Origin of the sequence: Cytobacillus oceanisediminis (assembly GCF_004366035.1) — a bacterium.
In the GTDB taxonomy this organism is placed as follows: domain Bacteria; phylum Bacillota; class Bacilli; order Bacillales; family Cytobacillaceae; genus Cytobacillus; species Cytobacillus oceanisediminis_C.
The window spans coordinates 147,383-170,459 of sequence record NZ_SOEE01000001.1 but is presented as its reverse complement, the minus strand read 5'-3'; the positions used below and the strand labels follow the sequence as shown (position 1 = coordinate 170,459).

The following is a 23,077-nucleotide window of genomic DNA, read 5'->3' as shown; positions in this document are numbered from 1 at the left end:
TTCATTCCTCCTATTTTTTTATAACAGAAATAATTAAATAACAGAAAACAAGGCTTGCGCCAACCGTTAAAATCTGGCCGGATAGGAACATGACCATGTGTTCATTTGCAATGGAGACTGTCATACTGAGTATACCGAGAATGAAAGCGGAAAGAACCGGAATGGATGCCTTGTCATTCATCATTTCCTTGAGCGAAGGTACATTGCGTTTGCCGATCTCTTTGCTGTATTTCCAAGTCCACCATAAGAATGGAATAATTTTAAATAAATAACCCATAATGCTCAATGCTACCCAAAGCAGGAGGTATGCAAATGCCAGATATCCAATAGTACTTTCAAAGCTGCCGGTAAGAGAGCATAAGAAAGCTCCCAGGTGGATGGCCAGTCCTGCAGGTATTGCGAGGAGAGCAAAGCGGAATGAATAATCAAGCTTTTTCTTTACTCTTCTCTTCAGGATTTGCAGCATGTGCCAGGTGAAGAATGCAAATCCGCCTGCCAGAAACATTAATGCAATGGTAAGAAGCGAGTTTTTTTCTGTGAAAAAAGAAATAACTGCCGCAGACAGCCCTGCTGCATAAAACGTAAAGACGTATTTGGCCGGCTTCATGCTGTAGCCATGAGACAAGGAAAACATGGGAACCATTTTATAGGAAAATCCAAAAATCAAGAGGGTAAACCAGCCCGCTGTTCCGAGCAGTATGTGGCTTTTAAAGACTGCTTGATAATAATCAGAAATAAATCCGGTTTTCATGCTGAAGACCATAATGATTCCCAATAGAATTGCAGTTAACAGGCTAAATAGTGCAGTTCCCACGAAAAGAGTCAATACATTGGGCTTCGCCTGTTTCCTTAAAGTCATGAACATTTGCAGCAGAAACATTAAGATCCCTGTTAAAGTAATAAGCCCAGGCACCAGTGCGCTCTCTGGATTATGAAATAAACTATGAGCAAAAAATAATATTCCAAAGGCAGTAACTGCAAATTGGATAAAGCCAAACCTTTCATTCCATATTGGTGTTAGAAAGGCCACTGGAACGAGCTGATACATGGCTCCCATTGCTGTCATCAGCGCCCATCCCAATATAAACAGATGAGCGGCTGACCAAATTGCGGGTACACGAAATTGGCTGTTAATGATGGAATCCCCTTGAAAAAGAATGAGGGCCATAGAACCTATTAAACAGGGCAGGCTGAAAAGTATAAATGAAAATGGAAGTTTGATATTGGTCTCATTTTTTGTATTGCCGAGCATTGGGATCACCTGCTTATTTCTTAATTTCTATTAAAAAGCTTCCATTTTCCTGTTCGGCAGTTATATGCCTGCAACCCATTTCATCCAGCTGTTCATAAAGAAACATGGGCCGCCTGTCATTAATGATTGATAAGGTTTCTCCTTCTGGAAGGCTTTCAAGAGCTGCAAGTGTTCTCAGCATCGGCTGCGGCGGCTCCAGCCCCCGGTTATCCAGCTTCATTTTGACGCCCCTCTCTTAGTAAAGATCACTTTCCAATGCTTCTTGTCAATTTCTTCAGCTTTATATTCAAACCCTTTTGCCGTTAATATTCCAAAAAGAGGGATGGGCTTAAATGGGGCATGCAGAATAAAAACATCTTCGGCATCCAGTCCCGATACCGCAGACATGATTTTCTGAAACGGCTCCAATTTGTTTTTTATATCTTCTCTTACATCAAGTTCAACGACTTTGTTTTCCATTTTGATCTCTCCTTTAATTGGCTGATAGATTAAATTAGTTGCCAATAACAGTGAATCAATTGCAGTGAGAATAGTTATTAATTGCTTTAAGTTTAACAGCGGCATCTTTTCAAATAAGTGATATATATCATATTTGGAAGAACATTTTTCATAAGGCATTATAAAGTTATAAAAAATTCATTGGAACAAAAAAATCCGCAGATGCTTACTCTGCGGATTCTTCCTGTTCTTCAATACATTTAAAACAGATTGTTTCATTTTTTTCGTTTTGGACTCCGTTGAAGAATCCATCAAGACAGAATAGGTCTTTGCCGCAAACAGAGCAGCTGCCAACAAATTCTTTCATTTTCGGTCACTCCTGGCTCTTTAATAATTGGGAACTTCGCTTTTTAAAGTATATGAACATCCCGCATACCGTTAGCAGTAAAAGTGCTGCGGCGATCAAGAAACCTATATTGAAAGTTACTCCCAATAAACCTAATAGGGTGGAGCCAGCTACAACGCCTAACGAAAAAAAGGCATAGAAGAGGCCAAACGCCTTTCCTCTTGTTTTTTCAGTTGTATGGCTGGCTATAAGGGCATTAATGGAAGGGAATAAAAGAGCAAACCCGGTGCCGTATAGAACCATGCATAAAAACATGAATGCAAGAGAATAAGCTGAGCTCAGCAGAATGAGAGCAATTCCAATAATCAGCATTCCTGAAAGCATGCTATTGTGATGTTTATATGTATCAAAAATTTTATTAATGGGCAGCAGAAAAATAAGGATTGCAGTTATTCCAAATGTGCTTAATAAGATCCCGCTGTACATCGAATCAAATTGCAGAGCTTCTACCTGAAGGGGAAGAAGATAAGCAAGTGCTCCCTGGGCAAACATGAGTGAAAAAGCTCCTAAATAGCTTGCTGCGAGCATAGGACTCTTTAATAATGGAAGCATTTTTTCAGAATGAGAGCTTTCTTCTTTAACTTTTTTCAGATTCCCTGAGGGCAAAAACACAAAGGCGAGGACTGCACTGCTGATCATCGTTGCTGCTATAATTAAAAAGACCCAGTTAATGCTGTAATTGGAAGCAACCACAGCGCCAAAAGCAGGCCCGATAATGGCAGAACAGCCAACAGCAGCGCCTGATACAGCCATTTTCTTGCCTTGTTTGTCTGATTTTCCGCGGTCTGCGATGACTGTAAAAGCTGCAGGTACCAGAAAGCCGCCAAATAACCCATGAAAAAATCTTACTGTAATTAAATGCAAAGGTGTCTCAGCAAATACATACAGGACTAAAATGGTGCCAGTTAAGGAAAGGCCCGAGACCAAAACTTTTTTTGCTCCGTTTTTATCAATCCAATAGCCGGCTAAAATATTGCCTATCATATTCGAGAAGGAATACATCCCAACAACTAATCCCACAAAGGCTGGTGAAGAGTCAAAGGTTTTGGCAAAAGGGCTCATTATAGGAAGCTGGGAAAAGGTATCAATAAATGCTGCAATTATGATGAAGTAAATCAAATATTTCATGCTATCTCACTTTCTCGCGTCCAACGGGCAGTAAGACCTTCACTTTATGACTCAGAGGAATCAAAAGAGGATAAGTGGGGGCCAACTGCCCGTAAGGGCCCGATAAGTTCAACTAACAATCAGCGGGGTAAAGCGCCCCGCTAATTGAAGTTTCACTTTATGGTTAGTTCACTTTCCACCATTATAACTCTTTGGCCGGCAGGTTAAAAAGAAAAACAGCAAAGGGAAAAGGATTATGTTGACTGCCTTTTCAGAAAAATATGATAAAATGATAATGTAAAAGATTTATATAGGGGGGTAAAATTGTGGCAGAATCATTTAAACAGACAGAACAGCAATTCCTTGATTATGTCAAAAAAATGACGGCATATAATGAAGCCATCGGGCTGATGTATTGGGATATGCGGACAGGGGCACCCAAGCAGGGTCTGGAACAGCGTTCCGAAGTGATTGGAATGATCTCTTCAGAAGTATTCAAAATGTCTACTTCTGAGGAAATGGCTGCATACATAGCGAAACTTTCAGGCCAGGAAAATCTTACAGAAGTGACATTGAAAACTCTTGAAGAATGCAAAAAGGATTATGATCGGAATAAAAAAATTCCTGCAGAGGAATATACGGAATATGTCATCCTGCAATCCAAATCTGAAAGCATTTGGGAAGATGCAAAGTCAAGATCGGATTTCGAGATGTTCCAGCCATATTTGGAAAAGCTTGTTGAAATGAATAAACGATTCATTTCTTATTGGGGATATGGAGGTAACAAATATAATACTCTGCTGGATATGTATGAACCTGGTGTTACTGTTGAAACACTTGATCAGGTTTTTGGGCAGCTGAGGGAAAAAATTGTCCCTCTGGTTCACCAAATTTCCGAATCACAAAATAAACCGGACACCAGCTTTTTATTTGAACACTTTGCCAAGGACAAACAGCGGGATTTCAGCCTTAAAGTACTTGAACAAATGGGCTATAACTTTAAAGCAGGACGCCTGGATGAGACTGTTCATCCTTTTGCAACCGGTTTAAATCCTGGTGATGTCCGGGTGACAACCAAATATGATGAAACAGATTTCCGAACTGCTGTATTTGGCACGATTCATGAAGGCGGGCATGCTTTGTATGAACAAAATATTTCTCCCGACCTGGTGGGAACCCCGCTATGCTCTGGAACATCCATGGGAATTCATGAATCACAGTCATTATTTTATGAAAACTTTGTTGGAAGACATTTTTCTTTCTGGAAAAGGAATTATGACCTTCTTAAAGAATATGCCAGCGGTCAATTTGATGATGTGCCAATAGATACCTTTTATCGTGCCATTAATGAATCAAAGCCTTCTTTAATCCGTATTGAAGCAGATGAATTAACATATCCTCTTCATATCATCATCCGATATGAAATTGAAAAGGGCTTGTTCAATGATGAAATTGAAGTTAAAGACCTTCCTGCAATCTGGAATGAAAAATATGAACAATACCTGGGATTAAAGCCTGAAAATGACGGAGCAGGAATTCTGCAGGATGTTCATTGGGCTGGAGGAAGCTTCGGTTATTTCCCTTCCTACGCTTTAGGGTATATGTACGCAGCACAGCTTAAAAACACCATGTTAAGGGATTTGCCAAACTATGATGAATTACTTGAAGAGGGCAATTTGCTTCCAATCAAAGAGTGGTTTACCCAAAATGTGCACCAGTTCGGCAAAATGAAAAAACCGCTTGAAATCTTAAATGACGTAACTGGGGAAGGATTGAATGCCCAGCATTTAATTGACTATCTGTATGATAAGTACGGTAAGGTGTATCAGCTGAAATAGATAGTTTTTAATAATTTGAGTAAGAGGGTGGCCTCAGCCATCCTCTTACTTCTTGGAGAGAAATAATGAAGAAAATACTTCCATTCATAATGATTGCTTTAGGAGCAAGTCTATGGGGAATTATTGCTGTATTTGTTAAAGGGCTCGGAGAATATGGATTGACGGCTATGGAAATTGTGGCCGCGAGAGTTTTCTTTGCAGCAATATTTCTTGTCCTTATAGGAATTATGCGTTTCCGGAACTGCTTTAAATTGGAATCTGCCTCTGACATCAGACTTTTTGCCGGAACCGGAATACTAAGCATTGTCTTTTTTAATTATTGTTATTTCACAGCAATGAACCAAATCAGCATATCAATGGCTGTCGTTTTGCTTTACACAGCTCCAGCATTTGTTACTATATTATCTTACTTGTTTTTAAAGGAAGGAATAAATCTGGGAAAGATTGCAGCTGTGGCAGGCACAATTTTAGGCTGCATTCTAATTGCCGGAGTAACAGCAGGCAGTAGTGATATCACTTTGTTTGGAATTCTGACGGGATTGGGTTCTGGGTTTGGCTATGCGCTTTATACGGTATTCGGAAAATTTGCATTAAGAAAATATCATCCGTTTACAGTTACGCTTTATACATTCCTGATTGCATCGGTATTTCTAATCCCGGTAACCAGACTATGGACAAAAGCTGAAATCTTTTTAAACACTGAGGTTTTGCTTCTTAGTATAGGTCTTGGATTTGTGCCTACGGTTCTCGCCTATTTTGTATATACATGGGGACTAGAAAAAACGGATGGAAGTAAAGCGGCTGTTATCGCTACAGTTGAACCAGTCGTGGCCATGCTTCTGGGAGTAACACTCTATGGGGAAAGTCTCGGTGCAGTCCAGATTGCTGGTGCTTTGCTGATACTCAGTTCGGTAATTATTGTGAATTTGCCTGCAAGAAGGAAAAATGCGGGAATGGTTGATGACTCAAGCAAGCTTGAACACTAAAACACTCCGTCCTTCTCGTAACGGAGTGTTATTTTCTTAAAATAAGTCCAGCGCCTACCCCCTCGAGGTCACAAGCTTGACTAGTTGAGGCTCCCAGGGACTCGAGACATAAGGCGATATCTTCCAGAAGGAAAGTGCACCTTCTTGCAGGGCTCATCTTATGCTTGTCGTCCCTGGGCAATCGCCTCCCAAAAAGGCAAAGAACGCTTTTCGGAAAGGCCCGTCTTGTGCTTGAGGCCAGAGGACAAGGAAGGCTTCGTCAGCATAAACATCACACGACCGAAAGCGACAGCTTTTGGGAGGATGTGGGTCATGCAGACGTTGCCACAGGAGGTGGCGTTCTCAGTCTGTGCTCCTTCATGGGCAAGGCGCTTCCGATTTTCCTTTCTACCAAAGCTTATATCCTTTAGCCCCGGGAGGTGCATTTTGAATTAAATCTATAAATGGAATGGTGTAGGCAAATAGAATAAGAACAACCGTAATTCCAAGCCAAAGCTTCCAATTTTCAAATACCATTGGAGCTTTTTCGGCTTCATCAGCAGCTTCTCCGACAGGGAATTCCTGCTCTCCCTTTGGTGCGAAAAAGGCAAGGTTTATGAAGATATAAAGCATTAAGATGATGCCTATAAATAGGATAGTACCGCCGATTGCCTGTGCAACCTGGTATGGAATCCATTCTGCTGCTTGTGCTGCTCCGCCATATTCAGAGTATGATGAACGGCGCGGAGCTCCCAGAAGACCGGCAGCATGCATGGCACCAGACATGAATGTCATTCCGATTGCCCAGATAACTGCTTGGATGATCCCTAATTTATTCATCGCTTTTGTTAATATTCTTCCTGTAAGATGAGGGATCAGCCAGTAAGAAACTCCAAAGAATGTAAGTACTACAGATGTTGCCACTGTTAAGTGAAAGTGGCCGGTTACCCAAATCGTATTATGAACAACCTGGTTCATCTGGTGGGACGCATTAACGATACCGCCTGCACCCGCTGGGATAAAGGCAACCATCCCGATGAAAGGAACAGTAAATCGCGCATCTCCCCAAGGCAGTTTTTTTACCCAGCCGAATAATCCTGTGGCTCCTTTGGAACGTCCAAAGCTTTCAAAAGTGGCAAAAAGAGAAAATGCAGTCATAAGAGATGGAATGACCACCAGGAATGTTAGGATAACCTGTAAGAATTTCCATGCTGGGTCAATTCCCGGCTCCATTAATTGATGGTGAAATCCGACAGGGATTGAGAACAGCAGGAATAAAATGAAAGACATTCGTGCCAATGAATCAGAAAAAATCTTTCCGCCGATGACTTTAGGAATTACAACGTACCAGGCCATGTAAGCGGGCAATAGCCAAAAGTAAACAAGCGGATGTCCGAAATACCAGAATAGAGTACGGCTGACTCCGATATTTACTGTTTCTACAAACCCCAATGACCAAGGAAGAAGCTGGAAAAGAACAGTAGACGCTACACCAATTGTTGCCACAATCCACATCATCGTGTTGACCAATGACATAAAGGTTAATAGCGGACTTGGCTGCCCCGGATTTTTTCTTCTCCATTCTGCATACTTCATAATGATGGCTGCCCCGTCAATCCAGCTTCCCACTATAACAAGTGTTAAACCAATATAGTACAATGCATGTGCCTGAAGAGGGGCATAGAAAGTATAAAGAACAGTAGCTTCATTCAACAGGATCATGACAGCTGCAAGAACAGTTCCTGCTGTCATCAGCCAAAAACCGGTCCAGCCGGCAATTCGCTGTTTATTGGTAAGAGTTCCTGATGTTTTGCTTGTTGCTGCTATTTGGAAGCCCATTATAAAAAAGGTAGTTAGTACAAGTCCCAGTACAACACCGTGAACCGTGAGAATTTGGTAATACCCGATGCCTGCTGGAAGCTCAAATTTACCGGAGCGGACCAAAGTCTGCAATAAACCAGCAAGGCCGCCTATTGCTAAAGCTGTAAATGCTACGAAAAAGTGAGCCATTGCCAATTTTCCGTCACGGCGGTCAACTTTTAATTTTGCTGAAGGATTAAACATTATTCCACCACCTTAATTTTAGACGACATCATGTGGTGACCAACACCGCAATATTCATTACATACAATTAAGTATTCGCCTGTTTTATCAAATGTTGTAACATGTTCACTGATATATCCGGGTTCAAGCATCATGTTAATATTTGATCCTGCAACTTCGAAACCGTGGACAACGTCTTTGGTTGTTGCGATAATTTTCACTTTAGCACCATATGGAACCTCCACTTCAGCTGGGCTATAGGAAAACGCAGATGCTACGTATACCAATTCGTAATCCCAATCTTTCCCTTCTACTTTTTTCAGTCCCGGCTCATTAAATGGAGCGGTAGTATCGACCTTTTCAGGGTCGATTGTTGCCAAACAGCTTGGGGGCTGATTGCCCAGGTAAAATGCGCTGACTCCCAAGACTGTTAAAAAAACAAGCAGCGATCCGATTCCAAAAGTGAGCCAGGCCTTTTCAAATTTATGCATATGCATGGCTATTTCCCCTTTCTAACTCTAAAAGCGGCTGATAAATAATGAATAAACACCTACCCATGTAATGATCAGGAAGAATCCTAATAAGAAAACGGAAGCTAGCGTTCCCTTTAAGGAAGAGCTATCCTCTATTTCAGTTTTTGTTTTTCGGCTGAGTTCCGTTTTCGCCATTGTCCTTCACTCCTTTCGAATATTTGGAAAAAGTAAATGATTACACTTTCATAATACAAAACATTTAGGAAGATTCTAGATGCTTTCAGTGAATTCACAAATTGTTCATTCGTAACTTAAACACTATGATAATAGTGAAAAATTGATATTTAAGTGATTTATGTCACAAAAAACTCCTGTAAATTGTGAAAAAACTGTGAAGGTTTAATTGAGCCTCAGAAGAAAGGCTAATTATTTGCATGAAACATACGGAAGAGGGTGAATTATCAGATTAGCGAACAATTTTCTGATAATATATTGTTTAGTTCGTATTTAGTTAAAGTTTTGATTGAAGTATTAGTAAATGATGTTATAATGTTAATAAATTAATAACATTCACTCATATAATCGCGAGGATATGGCTCGCAAGTTTCTACCGGGTTACCGTAAATGATCCGACTATGAGTGAGCAATGTACAGGACGATTTTAGTCATCCTTGTTTGCCTGCAGCTTAGATCATTAGCCTGAAGGCCATTGCTTCACTCATTTTTATGTTGTGAATGCGATGGGCTTCAGGCTTTTTATATGGCTGGAATGAGTAATTGAAGGCTATCTATCATAGAGGAGGATGCAAAATGGATATGCTTATAGAAAAAATAAAGAGCGAAGGGGTTGTTTTATCGCCGACAGTTTTAAAAGTGGATTCTTTTTTGAACCACCAAATAGATCCTCAGCTAATGCATGAAGTCGGCAAAGAATTTGCAGATAGATTCTCCAGCAGCGGAATTACAAAAATATTGACTCTGGAATCTTCGGGGATTGCGCCAGCTGTAATGGCGGGGCTCCATCTGAATGTTCCAGTTGTGTTTGCGAGAAAAAGAAAATCTCTCACTCTGGTAAATGATCTGATTACAGCCTCTGTCTATTCTTTTACTAAGGAAGAAACAAGTGAAATCTCTGTTTCAAAGAAATATCTATCAGAAAAAGATAATGTTCTTATAATCGATGATTTTCTCGCGAATGGACAGGCTGCAATAGGTCTTGCAGATATAGCAAAAAAAGCGGGATCAGGAATTGCAGGGATTGGAATCGTTATCGAAAAAGGCTTTCAAAATGGCGGTCAGCTGTTAAGGGAAAGGGGATTCCGGGTCGAGTCCTTAGCTATTATTGACTCACTTGAAAAAGGCACCATCAGCTTTGATAAAACAGCAAAGAATATGGAGGAATTGATACGATGAATCAGAATCCGCTTAAAATTGCATCTTTGGGAATTCAGCATGTCCTTGCCATGTATGCAGGTGCGGTAATTGTACCGTTGATTGTAGGAGGTGCACTTGGCTTAACAGGTGAACAGCTTACTTATCTAGTCTCCATAGATATATTCATGTGCGGAATTGCAACACTTCTTCAAGTATGGCGCAGCAAATTTTTTGGGATTGGCCTTCCTGTTGTTCTGGGCTGCACATTTACGGCCGTTGGACCGATGATTGCGATCGGAGGTCAGTATGGAATACCTGCTATCTATGGGTCTATTCTGGTTTCTGGTATTTTCGTTGTAGCTGTTTCAAAGTATTTTGGAAAACTAGTTAAATTTTTTCCGCCTGTTGTAACAGGATCTGTAGTTACCATTATAGGGATTACGTTAATTCCTGTTGCAATGAATAATATGGCTGGAGGTGAGGGAAGCCCTGACTTTGGTTCCCTGACGAACATAGCATTGGCTTTTGGAACTTTGCTGTTCATCATAGTACTATTCCGATTCTTTAAAGGCTTTGTTCGAGCGATTGCCATTTTGCTGGGGCTGGCTGCCGGCACCATTACGGCGTTTTTCATGGGCATGGTAGATTTCTCTGCTGTTGGGGAAGCTTCCTGGTTTCATATGCCATCCCCTTTCTATTTTGGCATGCCGACATTTGAGGTGACAGCGATCCTTACTATGATTCTCGTAGCAATGGTCAGTTTAGTTGAATCTACAGGCGTCTATTTTGCCCTTGGTGACATCTGTGAAGAAAAATTGGAAGAAAAAGATCTGTCAAATGGTTATCGTGCCGAAGGAATTGCAATCATCCTTGGTGCTGTTTTTAATGCTTTTCCATATACAACATATTCGCAAAACGTCGGACTTCTTCAGATGTCAGGTGTTAAAACAAAAAATGTCATATATACAGCAGGAGCTTTTCTTGTACTGCTTGGGCTGGTTCCGAAAATCGGTGCATTGACAACCATTATTCCAACTCCCGTTTTAGGAGGCGCAATGGTAGCCATGTTCGGTATGGTAGTCGCCTATGGAATAAAAATGCTCAGCAAAGTAGAGTTCTCATCTCAGGAAAATTTATTAATCATTGCCTGCTCTGTCGGGATGGGATTGGGAGTAACAGCGGTTCCTGAACTATTCGCGCAAATGCCTTCCAGTGTACGCATCCTGACTGATAACGGTATAGTGGCTGGCAGTGTGACGGCAATTCTTTTAAATATCGTATTTAATGTTGCTAAAGGAAAAAAAGCAGTACATCCTGCATCTTTTGCGGAGCAGAAGGCTTCATAATTCTTCTTGCGGCAATCACAATAATTCAGGCAATCAATATAATATTCTATCGGTATTTTACATTTCCGAAGCGATTGTTTCTCGCAAGAAAGAGAGTGGAATGTGATGGAGAAATATTATTGTGATAACTGCCGGCTTTTATATAATGAAGAAGAGGTTTGTACTGCTTGCGGTATCCTGGTTACGAAAAAAATATATATAGAAGTACAAAAGCATCACAAAACCAATATTGGATTGGATGCATCAGAATAACTATGCCATGGGCCAGCCCTTTTTTTAAAAGGGCCCTAGAGCTAATTGGAAAAGATTTAGTAATGCTATTCATTTAGCTATTCCTTTATAATAAAGAGGCACAACAACTCCTTCAAAACACATTGCTTCCTCCTAATGGGGGAAGCTTTTTTTTGCCTGATTATCCAATTTTGAAACATAAATTGCTTTTATTTGGAAAAAATAAAAGAAAGCAAGCGGAGGAGAGTCATGTATGCCAGCAATTGTATCAGTTGCAGAAGCAATACCTGAACATGTTCTGACACAGGATCAGGTAATGGATTTTGCCAGAGATTTATTCTCAGAATCCTTTAAGGATATTGAACGCCTATTGAAAGCTTTCCACAACGGCCAAATTGAGAAGCGCCACTTCGCAAAGGGACTTGAATGGTTTAAAACAGATAAATCATTTGAAGATCGAAACAATGCTTACATTGAACAGGCTATTGAACTGGGAACAAAGGCAATAAAATGCTGTCTGGAGAATGACATTTTCCTGAGCAAGAATCTCCAATGCGAAGAAATCGATGCCATCTTTACTATCTCAAGCTCAGGAATCGCCACACCGAGCCTTGAAGCAAGAATCATGAATAATCTTCCATTTTCAGAACATACGAAGCGAATACCGATGTGGGGACTGGGTTGTGCAGGCGGCGCATCAGGCCTTTCAAGAGCCTATGAATATTGCCTGGCTTTCCCAGAAGCTAAAGTACTGGTTTTAACCATAGAATTATGCAGTTTGACCTTTCAGCGCAATGACAGGTCAAAGAGCAATCTTATCGGGACCTCACTTTTTGCTGACGGTGCAGCATGTGCGCTGATAACGGGTGATGAAGTCCAAAGGGATTTTCAAAAGGTGTCATCCATTCCAAGAATTTTGGGAACCCAATCAACAACGATGCGCAATTCATTGGATGTAATGGGATGGGAAGTGAAGAATGAGGGTTTATATGTGGTTTTCTCAAAGGATATACCATCCATAATAGAGGGCTGGCTGAAGCCGAATGTAACGGAATTTCTAAGGGGAAAGGGCATGGAAATGGAAAAAATAAGCCATTTTGTTGCCCATCCTGGCGGGAAAAAAGTCATTGATGCTTATCAGAAAGCATTGCAATTCGATCCTGATATGACAAAAATTTCACTTGATGTATTAAAGGAGTTCGGGAATATGTCATCAGCAACCATTCTTTACGTGCTGAAAAGGTTTATGGAGATCGGCAGAAAGGGAGATACCGGGCTTGCAACAGCCCTCGGCCCTGGATTTAGCTCCGAATTACTGCTGCTGGAATGGGAGTGAAAATATGCTGTTCAAACTATTTATTTCCATCATTATTTTGCAGAGGGCAGCAGAGCTTGCTATAGCTCGAAATAATGAAAAGTGGATGAAAGGCCGGGGCGCACTGGAATTTGGCCAGCGGCACTATCCCTGGATCGTTGCAGTTCACGCTTCCTTTTTTATTTGCTATCTGCTTGAAGTATCCATCTTTGAAAAAGGCCCGTCCCCTATTTGGCCCATTCTTCTGATTCTTTTCATTCTTACCCAGACAGGAAGAGTATGGGCACTGTTCTCTTTAGGGAAATACTGGAATACCAAAATTATCGTCTTGCCGGGGGCCAAGGTCGTCAGAAGGGGGCCATACCGCTTTATAAAGCATCCTAATTATGTAATTGTAGCTGCTGAATTTCTCGTGATACCTTTAATGTTTCAGGCTTACATCACAGCCGCTGTATATACCCTGCTAAACATAATGGTACTTTCGGTCAGGATACCAGCCGAAGAAAAAGCACTGAAAGAATTGACAGAATACGAAGAAGCTTTTTTACGAATAAGACCTGGTCTGAATAGAGATATTAAAAAAGTTTGACAATATTTATATCCCTATTGAAAATGATTATCGTTCGTGATAAACTTCTAATTGAATTTGAAAATTATTCTCAATATCATTCCAACAGGAAGGTGTTGCTACATATGACAATTCTATTTGTTGCAGGTACAATTGCTGCCTACTCGCTTGTTATGAAACATGTATTAAATAACGTAGCTAAACCACATACAAGATAATAGTCATTTTTGAAACCAGGCGCGGGATGCCTGGTTTTTGTTTTATTAACGACTTTTTAAAGAAGGATTGTTTCTTAGAGGCTAAAAAAATTTATGCACTGAGCTGATTGTAACTGCGGGAAATATTATGAATTAAAAAAATTGAGGTGAGAACAAATCAATTAATCCTAAAATATTAGTAAGCTAAAACCTAAATAGATTAATTTCCTTTGAGAAATATTAGAAAAATCAAAGAATAAACCATCTTATATAGGAAAATAAACGAAAATCATTTAAAATAGGAAGTAAATTAAAGTTACAAGGGGATTATTGGAAATGGCTGACACGATTTTGCAACCAGGATTGCAGCAAACTGAATTAATGAACAGAATAACTGCTATATATACATTCGCCCAGAGAAATGGGGATAGCCAGACAGCTAAAAGAGCTAAAGATCTCTTAATTAAGCTAAGAGACCAGGAATTTGCCATTGCTTTTTGCGGACATTTTTCTGCTGGGAAATCGAGCATGATTAACAAGCTTGCAGGAGAGGACCTTCTCCCATCCTCGCCGATTCCAACAAGTGCCAACCTGGTAAAAGTCAAATCAGGTGAGGAAGATTATGCAAAAGTAATTTTTAAGGAAGGAAAGCCAAGGCTTTATCCTGCTCCTTATGATTACGGACAGGTAAAATCCTATTGCAAGGATGGCGATTCAATTCATTCCATTGAAATAAGCCATTCCGCCACCAGTTTGCCCAGGAAGGCAGTAATTATGGATACACCTGGAATCGATTCTACAGATGATGCGCATAGAATTGCTACGGAGTCTGCTCTTCATTTGGCTGACCTCATTTTTTATGTTATGGATTATAATCATGTCCAGTCGGAATTAAATTTTCTTTTTACAAAAGAACTGGCGGCTGCAGGAAAAGAAGTTTATCTTGTTATCAATCAAATTGATAAACATCGGGATGAAGAGCTCAGCTTTGAACAATTTAAAGAAAGCGTAAAGGAATCATTTGCATCCTGGGGAGTAAAGCCTGCGCGGATTTTTTACACCACCTTAAAAGACGAAAATCACCAGGCAAACGATTTTAAGGCACTTCAGGATTTTATAAACAGCAGCATTGATAACCGTGAAGAGCTTCTGCCACAATCTGTTTTTAACTCTTTAAAGAAATTAACAGAGGATCATCTGGCCTTTTTAGGAGACGCACATGCAGCTGAAAAAGATAAATGGGAAGAAAAACTGGCTGATTTAGATCAGGATGAACGGGATCAGCTCGGAAACAGGCTGCAAGAGTTAGAGAAGCAGTTGAATAAGCTAAAGTCTTCCATACATGAAGCAGATATTGAGTTAACCGGAAAGATTGATGAGATTTTAAAAAACGCTTATTTAATGCCTTTCCAGACGAGGGAACTGGCTGAATCTTATCTTGAGTCGTGCCAGCCTTCGTTTAAAATTGGCCTATTTTTCAGCAAGCAGAAAACGGAGCAGGAAAGGTCCGTGCGGCTTGACCGCTTTTATCAGGATTTTTCCGAAAAGGTTAAGTCTCAGCTGGAATGGCATATAAAAGAGCTGTTTTTACAGCAGTTCAAGCAGCATAATATCCATGACTCAGAAATTCTGGCACAAGTTCAGAGCTTCAAGCTTTCCTTTGAACCAGCCGTTTTAGCCGAAACAGTAAAGCCCGGCGCCATGTTTTCAGGAGATTATGTACTTCAGTATACGAACGATACCGCAGAGGCTGTAAAGAGAATTGCCAAAAAGAACGCAGCTTTCCTGAAAGATGCACTTCTGGAAGCGCTTGAAGAAACTAACAGCCAGGATCAAACGGTATTGGAAAATGAAATTCGCAAGCTTACTGCCTATGCTGAAGCCCTTAATGCAATTAAAGCTCTCAGTGAAAAATTAATTAAGGCATCTGCCGAGATGAAAGTCTATCTGACAGGTAACTTTGCTTATGATGAGTTTCAGGAGCAAGCCAAAATGCTTGCAGCGGAAGATGCCGATGAAGCTGAAGTTGTTTTCCTGCATGAAGATAAAATTGAGAAGGAAAAGGTGATCAAGAAATCTGAAAAATCTGCTGAGGAAGAGCAGACAGGGGAAACTGTTCCTGCGGTTTCCGTTCAGCCTGTTATTGAAAAGCTTCAATTCACCGCTAATGCAGTAAAAGATATCCCAGGTTTCAGAAAGCTTGCAGCTGATTTGGCAGATAAAGCTTCAAGGCTTGAGAGCAAAGAATTCACAGTTGCCCTTTTTGGTGCATTCAGTGCAGGGAAGTCCTCTTTTGCCAATGCTTTAATCGGGAATAAACTGCTTCCGGTTTCACCAAATCCGACGACAGCTGCAATCAACAAAATTAAACCTGTTACGGCAGAAAATGTGCATGGAACCGTTCTTGTAAAAGTAAAGGATTCACAGACTCTCTTAAATGATATCAATCATTCATTGAAGGTCTTTGATTATTCTGCAGGAAACTTCAGCGATGCTGCTGCAGCGATTAAGAAGATCACTGGGGAAAACCAGGATTTCGATGCGAATGAGAAGACACACTTTGCATTTCTTAAAGCATTTATGAGAGGTTTTGATTTCTTCACAGATCAGCTTGGGAAAGTCATAAAAGCTGATTTGGAAGAGTTTCGGGATTATGTTGCCAATGAGGAAAAATCATGCTTCGTTGAGACGATAGAGGTTTACTTTGATTGTGAACTGACAAGGCAGGGAATTACCCTGGTTGACACACCTGGGGCAGATTCGATTAATGCAAGGCATACCGGGGTCGCATTTGAATATATAAAAAATTCGGATGCAATCCTTTTTGTCACTTATTATAATCACGCCTTTTCGAAAGCCGATAGAGAGTTTCTTATTCAGCTTGGAAGGGTCAAGGATACCTTCTCCCTTGATAAAATGTTCTTTATCGTCAATGCCATTGACCTTGCCAACAATGAAGAAGAAAAGGATTCGGTATTAGAGTACGTTGAAGAGCAGCTCGTGCAATACGGAATCCGCCGGCCGCATCTGTCTGGCATTTCAAGCCTTCAGGCTCTGGCTGAGAAGCTGGATAACAGCAAAGAGGAAGTTTCCAATATCAGCTCATTTGAAAAAAGCTTTTACTCCTTTATAAATCAAGAATTGCTAAATATTTCCATTTCGTCAGCAGAAACAGAGTGGAGGCGCCTATTAGCCCAGCTGAGGTCTTACATTTCTTCCTCACAGGAAAATAAAGAGGTCAGGTTTGAAAAGCTGAAACAGCTTGAGGAAGAGCATCAAATGGTTGCTGAGATTATCCGTGGACAAAAATCCGAACTGCTGTCCCAAAGGCTTGAACAGGAAACGGATGAGCTTGTCTTTTACATCAAGCAAAGAGTATTTCTGCGTTTCTTTGACTTTGTCAAGGAGGCTTTCAACCCTTCAGTCCTGAAGGATGATGGCCGGAATTTAAAGAAAATGCTTAAAATTGCTATTGAAGAATTCCTTGCCAGCTTTGGATTTGATTTTGCCCAGGAGCTTCGTGCAACAACGCTAAGGCTTGAATCCTATATATCCAAGCTGATCGGTCAGCAGCAGGAGGCTATTTCGAAAAGAGCTGCCAATGTGAATAGTGATTTGTCTTTTAGCTCATATGAGCCGCTAAAAATGGAAAGTATTGAATTTGATTCAGCCTTTTCCAATGCAGACCCGAATCAATTTAAAAAAGCTCTATCCTACTTCAAAAATCCAAAAACGTTTTTTGAAAAGAATGAACGCAAGCATTTAGCGGATGAACTGGAGAGGAACCTGCAGGAGCCTGCAGACCGTTACCTGCAAGCCGAAAGCACCAGGCTAAAATTCCATTACAGCAGCCTGCTGAAGGCTGAATTTGAGCGGCTGCTCAATTCATTGAATGAACAGAACAATGAATATTATGAAGGAATTACGGCTGCTTTAAAAGATGATTTCCCAATTGAAGAGCTGAAAGAGATTGAGAGGAACATTGCACAGTACGAATAATAGGTATTGAAAGGTTGCTGCTTTTCTTATGGAAAAATGGCTTTCCGCTGCTGAAGAAAAATACAATATTGACATCCTTTTTGCATGTGAAGCAGGAAGCAGGGCCTGGGGGACAGATGATGCGGAATCAGATTATGATATCCGCTTTATCTTTAAACATAAGGATCTGAAAGCATATCTTTCCCTTGAACGTGCAAAAGAGGTTATTGATGCAGATACCCCTTATGATGTTCACGGCTGGGATATTTTTAAAGCATTTGACCTTATGCAAAAATCCAATCCAAGTATTTTCGAATGGGCATATTCACCCATTATCTACAAGGATAAGGATGGCTTTTCAAATAGGCTAAGGAGTATCGCAGAAAAAGAGTTCTCACGATATAAGTTATTCCAGCATTACACCCAGCTATTTTCCCGCAATCTTGGGGAAGCGGCTAAAAAAGAGGGAATTACAATTAAGAAACAGAAGCTGCTAATTCAAGCGTTAAGAGCCTGCCTCATTTCAAGGCAGCTGCTTCAGCAAAGCAGTATAAACGGAGACTTTTTGTATACAGGTCTCTTTTGCTTGAAGGAAGAGGATGAAATTGCCCGCTTTTATCAGACCCTGGCTCATGCAAAACAAAGCGGGGATCTTATTCAGGAGCATTCAGCAAATCAAATAGCTGAGACACTGGAGTCAGAAAGGGAAGTCCTTTATAAAGCCGGTGAATCAATGCCTAAAGGAAAAGGTAAAGTATCCGGACTGAATGAATGGCTTTGGGAACTGCTGAAAGTTTAAAATCATTCTGAGAAGAAAAGGGAGAGCTATGGGAAAAAATTCTTTTCATGCATGTGCAACCTGCGTAAACTTCCAGCCTGAAAGGCGTAAAGAAGGAATGGTTTATTTTTGCAGCAGACTGGGCTATGAAACAAAACCTGACTATCAATTTAACTGCTGGACACCAAAGGAACATATAAAACGCCTGATGGAAAAGAGAAAAGGGGAGAACCTTAAATGAAGTATCAAGTAGAAAAGGAATGGGTATTAACCAAACTGGATGATCCCAATATCCGAATTGCCGACTGCCGTTTTAAACTTGGGTCACCGGAAGAAGGGCGCAGCTTATTTAATCTCAGCCATATTCCCAATGCCGTGTATTTTGATTTAGAGAAGGATCTGTCAGGCCCTGTGAGAGAACATGGGGGCAGGCACCCGCTTCCAGATCCCTCTCAATTTAGTGAAGTACTTAAGAAAGCTGGTATCAGCAGAGATACCACAGTAATTGCCTATGATGGAGGAGAAGGGGCTTTTGCTGCAAGGTTCTGGTGGCTGCTCAGGTATTTGGGACATGAAAAAGTTTATGTATTGAACGGCGGATATAAAGAATGGGCTGAAAGCGGCTATCCTTTGAATAATAAGGTTCAAAGCTTCGGGCCAGCTGAATTTAAAATCGAACTGCAGCCTGACATCCTTGCTTCATACGAAGAAGTTAAAGAATTTACAGATCATCAGGATACTGCTGTAATAATTGATTCGAGAGAGGCAAAGAGATACCTGGGACTGGAGGAGCCAATTGATAAAAAAGCCGGCCATATCCCGGGAGCAATCAATAGAGTTTGGCTTGAGGCGTATAAAAACGGCAGATTTAAAGAAGCAGAGGAACAGGAAAAACGGTTTGCAGACATCGATAAGAATAAACCTGTAATTGTTTACTGCGGATCTGGGGTAACAGCAGCACCTAATTTCCTGGCATTAAAGGAAGCTGGCTTCCCTAATGTTAAATTATATGCTGGAAGCTTCAGTGATTGGATCTCTTATGACGGGAATAAAATAGAAACTGTCGAAAAATAGAGAAATCCCTTTTCAAAAAAGGGATTTTTTTACTGTTTAAATTATTATATAATTTAAAAGGTTTGATAGATTTTGAAAATGGAGGGGTTAAATGAATACTTCGGGCTACACGATAACAAAAAAACAAAGAACTGATACAAAACAAATATTGGTAACGACTGCAATCATTCTAATATTGTCAGCAATTTTTATTCCTATATTTTTACTTTCGCCATTTCAGGCACAATTTTACAGACCTGAAGGGACCTGGGTTTTTGAAGCTCCTAAAGATGCTTATGTTACATTTAGCATAGCGCTGGCATCGATGGGGATTTTTATCTTAGCTGGAGTTTGGCTGCACAGTGCTGAAAAATTCGGAAGGATTGCGAAGTTTATTACAGGAGCATGTTTCTTTTTTTCACTAGCTGCAGTGATTCTCAGTTTTGATTATTACCACTATATTGATAAGAATGGAGTCCATTTTAATACATTATTCAGTTTGAAGGAGAAGCATTATGATTGGCCGGAAATCAAACAAGCCAGGCAAACAGTCATAAACAAAATGGGTGTTATGTCTGATGGTGAATTAATCTTCACCTTTAAAGATGGAAGTACATATGCGTATCCATTAAATACTAATATCCGTAATGCGCGAATCGCTACTTACTATGAACTGGAAGAACATGGAGTTGAATTAATAAGGGAAACAGAATAAGGCTGTAAATCTTTTCAAGAGAAACGGAGAGTTTCCCATGTTATAATAGTAGTTATGATTATAATCAGGAGGCGAAAAAATGAACGAGAATAAACCCTCACTGCTGCTGGTTGACGGAATGGCTCTGCTGTTCAGGGCGTATTTTGCAACAGCCATGTCCGGTCAATTTATGATAAATTCAAAAGGAATACCTACAAATGGAGTTTACGGATTTGTAAAACACTTCTTAACGGCTGTTTCTTCCTTTAACCCGACACATGTTGCCGTATGCTGGGATATGGGAAGCAAAACCTTCCGTACGGAAATGTTTGATGCTTATAAAGCAAATCGTCCTGAAGCTCCGATTGAACTTGTGCCTCAATTCGATCTGGTAAAAGAAGTCGTTGAAGCCTTTGATGTTCCAAATATTGGCCTTGAAGGATATGAAGCTGATGACTGCATTGGCACCATTGCAAGAAAAGCAAGCCAGGAAGCGGAAGTCCTGATCCTTACTGGCGATCAGGATATTCTGCAGCTTCTGGATGACAATATTTCTGTCATTTTGCTACAAAAAGGCTACGGCAATTATCTTGTGCATACGACAGAAACCTTTTATGAAGAAAAGGGAATAACACCAAAGCAGATGATTGATTTGAAAGCCTTCATGGGGGATACAAGTGATAATTATCCTGGAGTAAAAGGGATTGGCGAAAAAACAGCTCTTAAGCTCCTGCAGCAATTTGAGCATATTGAAGGTGTATTAAAAAACCTGGAACAGCTCACAAAAGGACAGCGTACTAAAATCGAACAGGATCTTGAAATGCTGCACTTGAGCAGACAGCTCGCTGAAATAAAATGCGATGTACCTGTTGAATGCCCTCTAGACCTGGCGCAATTCACAATGAACCGTGAAAAGGTCATGGAGAAATTCACTGAAATTGAATTCCGCGGCCTTCACAGATTTCTTGATTTTAAAAAGGAATATGCATAATAGAAGCTCCAGGCGGCTGCCTGGGGTTTTTTTATTGTTTTCATGATTAAACAACCCCGTCTGACCCGCGGGTGAAAAAAAGACTGAGCGCATAAAACGAGAAAGCCGCACGAAAAAAGTTTTGGTGCGACCATATACAATCCCTGCGTGCATAAGAGAGAGAAACCCGCGCGCACAAGGAACAAGCGCGCACATCCTCGTCAATCCCGCGCAGAAAGAATGAGCACACAAACAAGAGAAATCAAATCGCACACACACGGAACACGCGCGCAAAACCGAAGAAAACCCGCGCACATCCTCGCCATCCCGCGCAGAAAAGGAAAGACTGCGCGCACGAACAAGAGAAACCCGCGCACACAAAGAACACGCGCGCAAAACCGAAGAAAACCCGCGCACATCCTCGCCAATCCCGCGCAGAAAAGGAAAGACTGCGCGCACGAACAAGAGAAACCCGCGCACACAAAGAACACTCACGCAAAACCGAAGAAAACCCACGCACATCCTCGCAAATCCCGCGCAGAAAAGGAAAGACTGCGCGCACGAACAAGAGAAACCCGCGCACACAAAGAACACTCACGCAAAACCGAAGAAACCCCGCGCATATCTTCGCCAATCCCCCGCTGAAAAGGAAAGACTGCGCGCACGAGCAAGAAAACCCCGCGCATATCCTCGTCATACCGCACAGAAAAGGAAAGTATGCAAGCGCAAATAAGAAAAACCCAAGCCCAGAAGGTTTATGCACGCATAAACGAAGTGAAATGAAGCATCCCGAGCTTTCCCCTAAACAAATCATTAAAGCCGCCCTATAGGCGGCATCCAATTTATTTAGTATTCGTCTTCTTCGCTGCATTCTCCAGTTTGCTTTTAGGCTCTTCTGAAAATTCAGCATCCTGCCCGTATCCTTGAGGGTTTACGCCAGGTGCTTTTTTTCCTCTGCTTGTATGTCCATTTTTGCCCATGTGATTCACCTCCCCAGTCAGCAATTTCTCCGTTGATAACCTTATTATTGTTAAAGTCTTTGGGTTTTAATCATGTCCATCGAGGGTACAATTTAGCAACTGATGCGGTGAATTTTTCTTCTGTTTTGGGTTTAATTACTCCATTTAGACAAGCCTAATTGGCATTTGAAGGAGGAATAATAAGAGTCTGCATACTTCACAATAAAGAAGAGGTGAGTTGTTATGAATAAGGGAGTTTATATCGCTCTTTTAAGTATAGGGCTGGCACAGGGCCTGAAAATCCCCATCCATTATGTGAAAAAGGGAGAACTTCGTCCGGATTTGTTTTTCCAGACAGGGGGTATGCCGAGTTCTCATTCGGCAGGTGTTTCGTCTTTAACTACTTTTATAGCTTTAAAGCGCGGAGTTCCGACGGTCGACTTTGCACTATCGCTGGTCTATGGCCTGATTGTTATGTATGATGCTCAGGGAATTAGGCGCCAGACCGGTGAGCTTACCTTAAAGGTAAACAGCCTTGGGGAGCTGGTAGATAAAATTCACAAAGATGAGACAGTAAAGTTTGAGGAGGAAGGCCCAAAGAAGCTGAAGGAAATGCTCGGCCACCAGCCTGCTGAAGTACTGGGCGGAGCTATCCTCGGTGTATTAACCGGAACAATTGGCTACCTTCTAACTAAGAAGAAATAATTGATGTAATTGAGCTTACAACTCCCCTGTTTCATGCAGAAAAAGGTAGATAATTGTCGAAAAATCAGGTAAGATTTAGGAGAACGCAGGAGGGAGCAGGGGAAGAGGGTAAGTGAAATGAAGACAGTTGAAGAGTATTTGCACTTTTTGCAAAGTAAAGGTTTTCAATTTCGGGAAGACGCGATTGGCTTCATTTACTTTGGCAAAAATTATACCAATGCTTCTGACGAGCTTGCCAATGCAGCAATAGAACTCACATTAAAAGCTCAGAAATCATTTGACGGCAGTTTTTACGTATCATTGCTTGAAACATTGGTTTCAAAGAATATTACCAGCAGGCGGGAAGCAATAAAATTTGTAAAAGAAAAAGAACTCATTTAAAAGGCG

At 40.9% G+C, this 23,077-nt stretch carries 24 protein-coding genes and 1 riboswitch; of the genes, 15 read left to right on the top strand and 9 right to left on the bottom strand.

The genetic code is table 11. From position 1 onward, the window contains the following. Positions 1–10: 10 nt before the first annotated feature. The 5 genes from DFO72_RS00870 to DFO72_RS00855 form a co-directional block, all read right to left on the bottom strand. On the bottom strand, positions 11–1,252 hold the full coding sequence (locus DFO72_RS00870) for a hypothetical protein (protein ID WP_113884606.1): 1,242 nt from the start codon (positions 1,250–1,252) through the stop codon (positions 11–13). A 13-nt stretch (positions 1,253–1,265) separates the two neighbouring features. Next, positions 1,266–1,472 (bottom strand): DUF2249 domain-containing protein, encoded by a 207-nt coding sequence (locus tag DFO72_RS00865; protein ID WP_113884607.1) that lies wholly within the window; start codon positions 1,470–1,472, stop codon positions 1,266–1,268. Next, complete coding sequence (locus tag DFO72_RS29815; protein WP_243856037.1) at positions 1,469–1,711, bottom strand: DUF2249 domain-containing protein; 243 nt, start codon at positions 1,709–1,711, stop codon at positions 1,469–1,471. Before DFO72_RS29815 ends, DFO72_RS00865 begins: the two co-directional genes overlap by 4 nt. Positions 1,712–1,916: 205 nt before the next feature. After that, a complete protein-coding gene (locus tag DFO72_RS29215; protein ID WP_166672400.1) occupies positions 1,917–2,057 on the bottom strand; it encodes a hypothetical protein in 141 nt (46 codons plus the stop codon). 6 nt (positions 2,058–2,063) lie between these two features. Continuing rightward, on the bottom strand, positions 2,064–3,224 hold the full coding sequence (locus tag DFO72_RS00855) for an MFS transporter (protein ID WP_113884609.1): 1,161 nt from the start codon (positions 3,222–3,224) through the stop codon (positions 2,064–2,066). A 305-nt stretch (positions 3,225–3,529) separates the two neighbouring features. Here DFO72_RS00855 and DFO72_RS00850 point away from each other — a divergent pair, with 305 nt between their 5' ends. Then, a complete protein-coding gene (locus tag DFO72_RS00850; RefSeq protein WP_113884610.1) occupies positions 3,530–5,041 on the top strand; it encodes a carboxypeptidase M32 in 1,512 nt (503 codons plus the stop codon). Between the two features lie 65 nt (positions 5,042–5,106). Next, a complete protein-coding gene (locus tag DFO72_RS00845; protein WP_113884611.1) occupies positions 5,107–6,027 on the top strand; it encodes a DMT family transporter in 921 nt (306 codons plus the stop codon). 387 nt (positions 6,028–6,414) lie between these two features. Here DFO72_RS00845 and DFO72_RS00840 read toward each other — a convergent pair whose 3' ends face one another. Genes DFO72_RS00840 through DFO72_RS00830 form a run of 3 tightly spaced genes read right to left on the bottom strand, consistent with a single transcriptional unit; the run spans position 6,415 to position 8,717 of the window. Next, positions 6,415–8,070: a b(o/a)3-type cytochrome-c oxidase subunit 1 gene (locus tag DFO72_RS00840; protein WP_113884613.1), complete on the bottom strand. Its 1,656-nt coding sequence runs from the start codon at positions 8,068–8,070 to the stop codon at positions 6,415–6,417. Continuing rightward, positions 8,070–8,546 (bottom strand): cytochrome c oxidase subunit II, encoded by a 477-nt coding sequence (locus DFO72_RS00835; RefSeq protein WP_113884614.1) that lies wholly within the window; start codon positions 8,544–8,546, stop codon positions 8,070–8,072. The genes DFO72_RS00840 and DFO72_RS00835 overlap by 1 nt, the downstream gene beginning before the upstream one ends. 21 nt (positions 8,547–8,567) lie before the next feature. Further along, entirely contained in the window at positions 8,568–8,717 is a 150-nt protein-coding gene (locus tag DFO72_RS00830) for a cytochrome c oxidase subunit 2A (protein WP_113884615.1), read from the bottom strand. A 359-nt stretch (positions 8,718–9,076) separates the two neighbouring features. Beyond that, positions 9,077–9,178, top strand: a riboswitch (purine riboswitch). 154 nt (positions 9,179–9,332) lie between these two features. Here DFO72_RS00830 and DFO72_RS00825 point away from each other — a divergent pair. The 11 genes from DFO72_RS00825 (at position 9,333) to DFO72_RS00780 (ending at position 21,047) form a co-directional block, all read left to right on the top strand. Next, a complete protein-coding gene (locus tag DFO72_RS00825) occupies positions 9,333–9,935 on the top strand; it encodes a xanthine phosphoribosyltransferase (protein ID WP_113884616.1) in 603 nt (200 codons plus the stop codon). Beyond that, positions 9,932–11,242, top strand: coding sequence for a nucleobase:cation symporter-2 family protein (locus DFO72_RS00820; RefSeq protein WP_113884617.1), 1,311 nt, complete (start codon positions 9,932–9,934; stop codon positions 11,240–11,242). The genes DFO72_RS00825 and DFO72_RS00820 overlap by 4 nt, the downstream gene beginning before the upstream one ends. A 105-nt stretch (positions 11,243–11,347) precedes the next feature. Further along, positions 11,348–11,494: a hypothetical protein gene (locus tag DFO72_RS29210; RefSeq protein WP_166672399.1), complete on the top strand. Its 147-nt coding sequence runs from the start codon at positions 11,348–11,350 to the stop codon at positions 11,492–11,494. A gap of 232 nt (positions 11,495–11,726) precedes the next feature. Then, positions 11,727–12,809, top strand: coding sequence for a type III polyketide synthase (locus DFO72_RS00815; RefSeq protein ID WP_113884618.1), 1,083 nt, complete (start codon positions 11,727–11,729; stop codon positions 12,807–12,809). A gap of 4 nt (positions 12,810–12,813) precedes the next feature. Next, on the top strand, positions 12,814–13,377 hold the full coding sequence (locus tag DFO72_RS00810) for an isoprenylcysteine carboxyl methyltransferase family protein (RefSeq protein WP_113884619.1): 564 nt from the start codon (positions 12,814–12,816) through the stop codon (positions 13,375–13,377). 512 nt (positions 13,378–13,889) lie between these two features. Beyond that, on the top strand, positions 13,890–17,552 hold the full coding sequence (locus tag DFO72_RS00805) for a dynamin family protein (RefSeq protein ID WP_113884620.1): 3,663 nt from the start codon (positions 13,890–13,892) through the stop codon (positions 17,550–17,552). Between the two features lie 28 nt (positions 17,553–17,580). After that, positions 17,581–18,330, top strand: a complete 750-nt coding sequence (locus DFO72_RS00800; protein WP_113884621.1) for a nucleotidyltransferase domain-containing protein — start codon at positions 17,581–17,583, stop codon at positions 18,328–18,330. Positions 18,331–18,358: 28 nt separating this feature from the next. Continuing rightward, a complete protein-coding gene (locus DFO72_RS00795) occupies positions 18,359–18,550 on the top strand; it encodes a hypothetical protein (RefSeq protein WP_113884622.1) in 192 nt (63 codons plus the stop codon). Further along, the gene (locus tag DFO72_RS00790; protein ID WP_113884623.1) at positions 18,547–19,383 is read left to right on the top strand and encodes a sulfurtransferase; all 837 of its coding nucleotides are present in this window, start codon (positions 18,547–18,549) and stop codon (positions 19,381–19,383) included. Before DFO72_RS00795 ends, DFO72_RS00790 begins: the two co-directional genes overlap by 4 nt. Positions 19,384–19,474: 91 nt before the next feature. Next, on the top strand, positions 19,475–20,077 hold the full coding sequence (locus DFO72_RS00785) for a hypothetical protein (RefSeq protein ID WP_113884624.1): 603 nt from the start codon (positions 19,475–19,477) through the stop codon (positions 20,075–20,077). Between the two features lie 79 nt (positions 20,078–20,156). Next, positions 20,157–21,047: a 5'-3' exonuclease gene (locus DFO72_RS00780; RefSeq protein WP_113884625.1), complete on the top strand. Its 891-nt coding sequence runs from the start codon at positions 20,157–20,159 to the stop codon at positions 21,045–21,047. Positions 21,048–21,868: 821 nt separating this feature from the next. Here the strand turns inward: DFO72_RS00780 and sspL are convergent. After that, the gene (sspL, locus tag DFO72_RS00775; RefSeq protein ID WP_113884626.1) at positions 21,869–22,006 is read right to left on the bottom strand and encodes a small, acid-soluble spore protein L; all 138 of its coding nucleotides are present in this window, start codon (positions 22,004–22,006) and stop codon (positions 21,869–21,871) included. 222 nt (positions 22,007–22,228) lie between these two features. Here sspL and DFO72_RS00770 point away from each other — a divergent pair, with 222 nt between their 5' ends. Beyond that, on the top strand, positions 22,229–22,690 hold the full coding sequence (locus DFO72_RS00770) for a divergent PAP2 family protein (RefSeq protein WP_113884627.1): 462 nt from the start codon (positions 22,229–22,231) through the stop codon (positions 22,688–22,690). 117 nt (positions 22,691–22,807) lie between these two features. Next, complete coding sequence (locus DFO72_RS00765) at positions 22,808–23,071, top strand: DUF6123 family protein (protein WP_113884628.1); 264 nt, start codon at positions 22,808–22,810, stop codon at positions 23,069–23,071. Positions 23,072–23,077 lie beyond the last annotated feature (6 nt).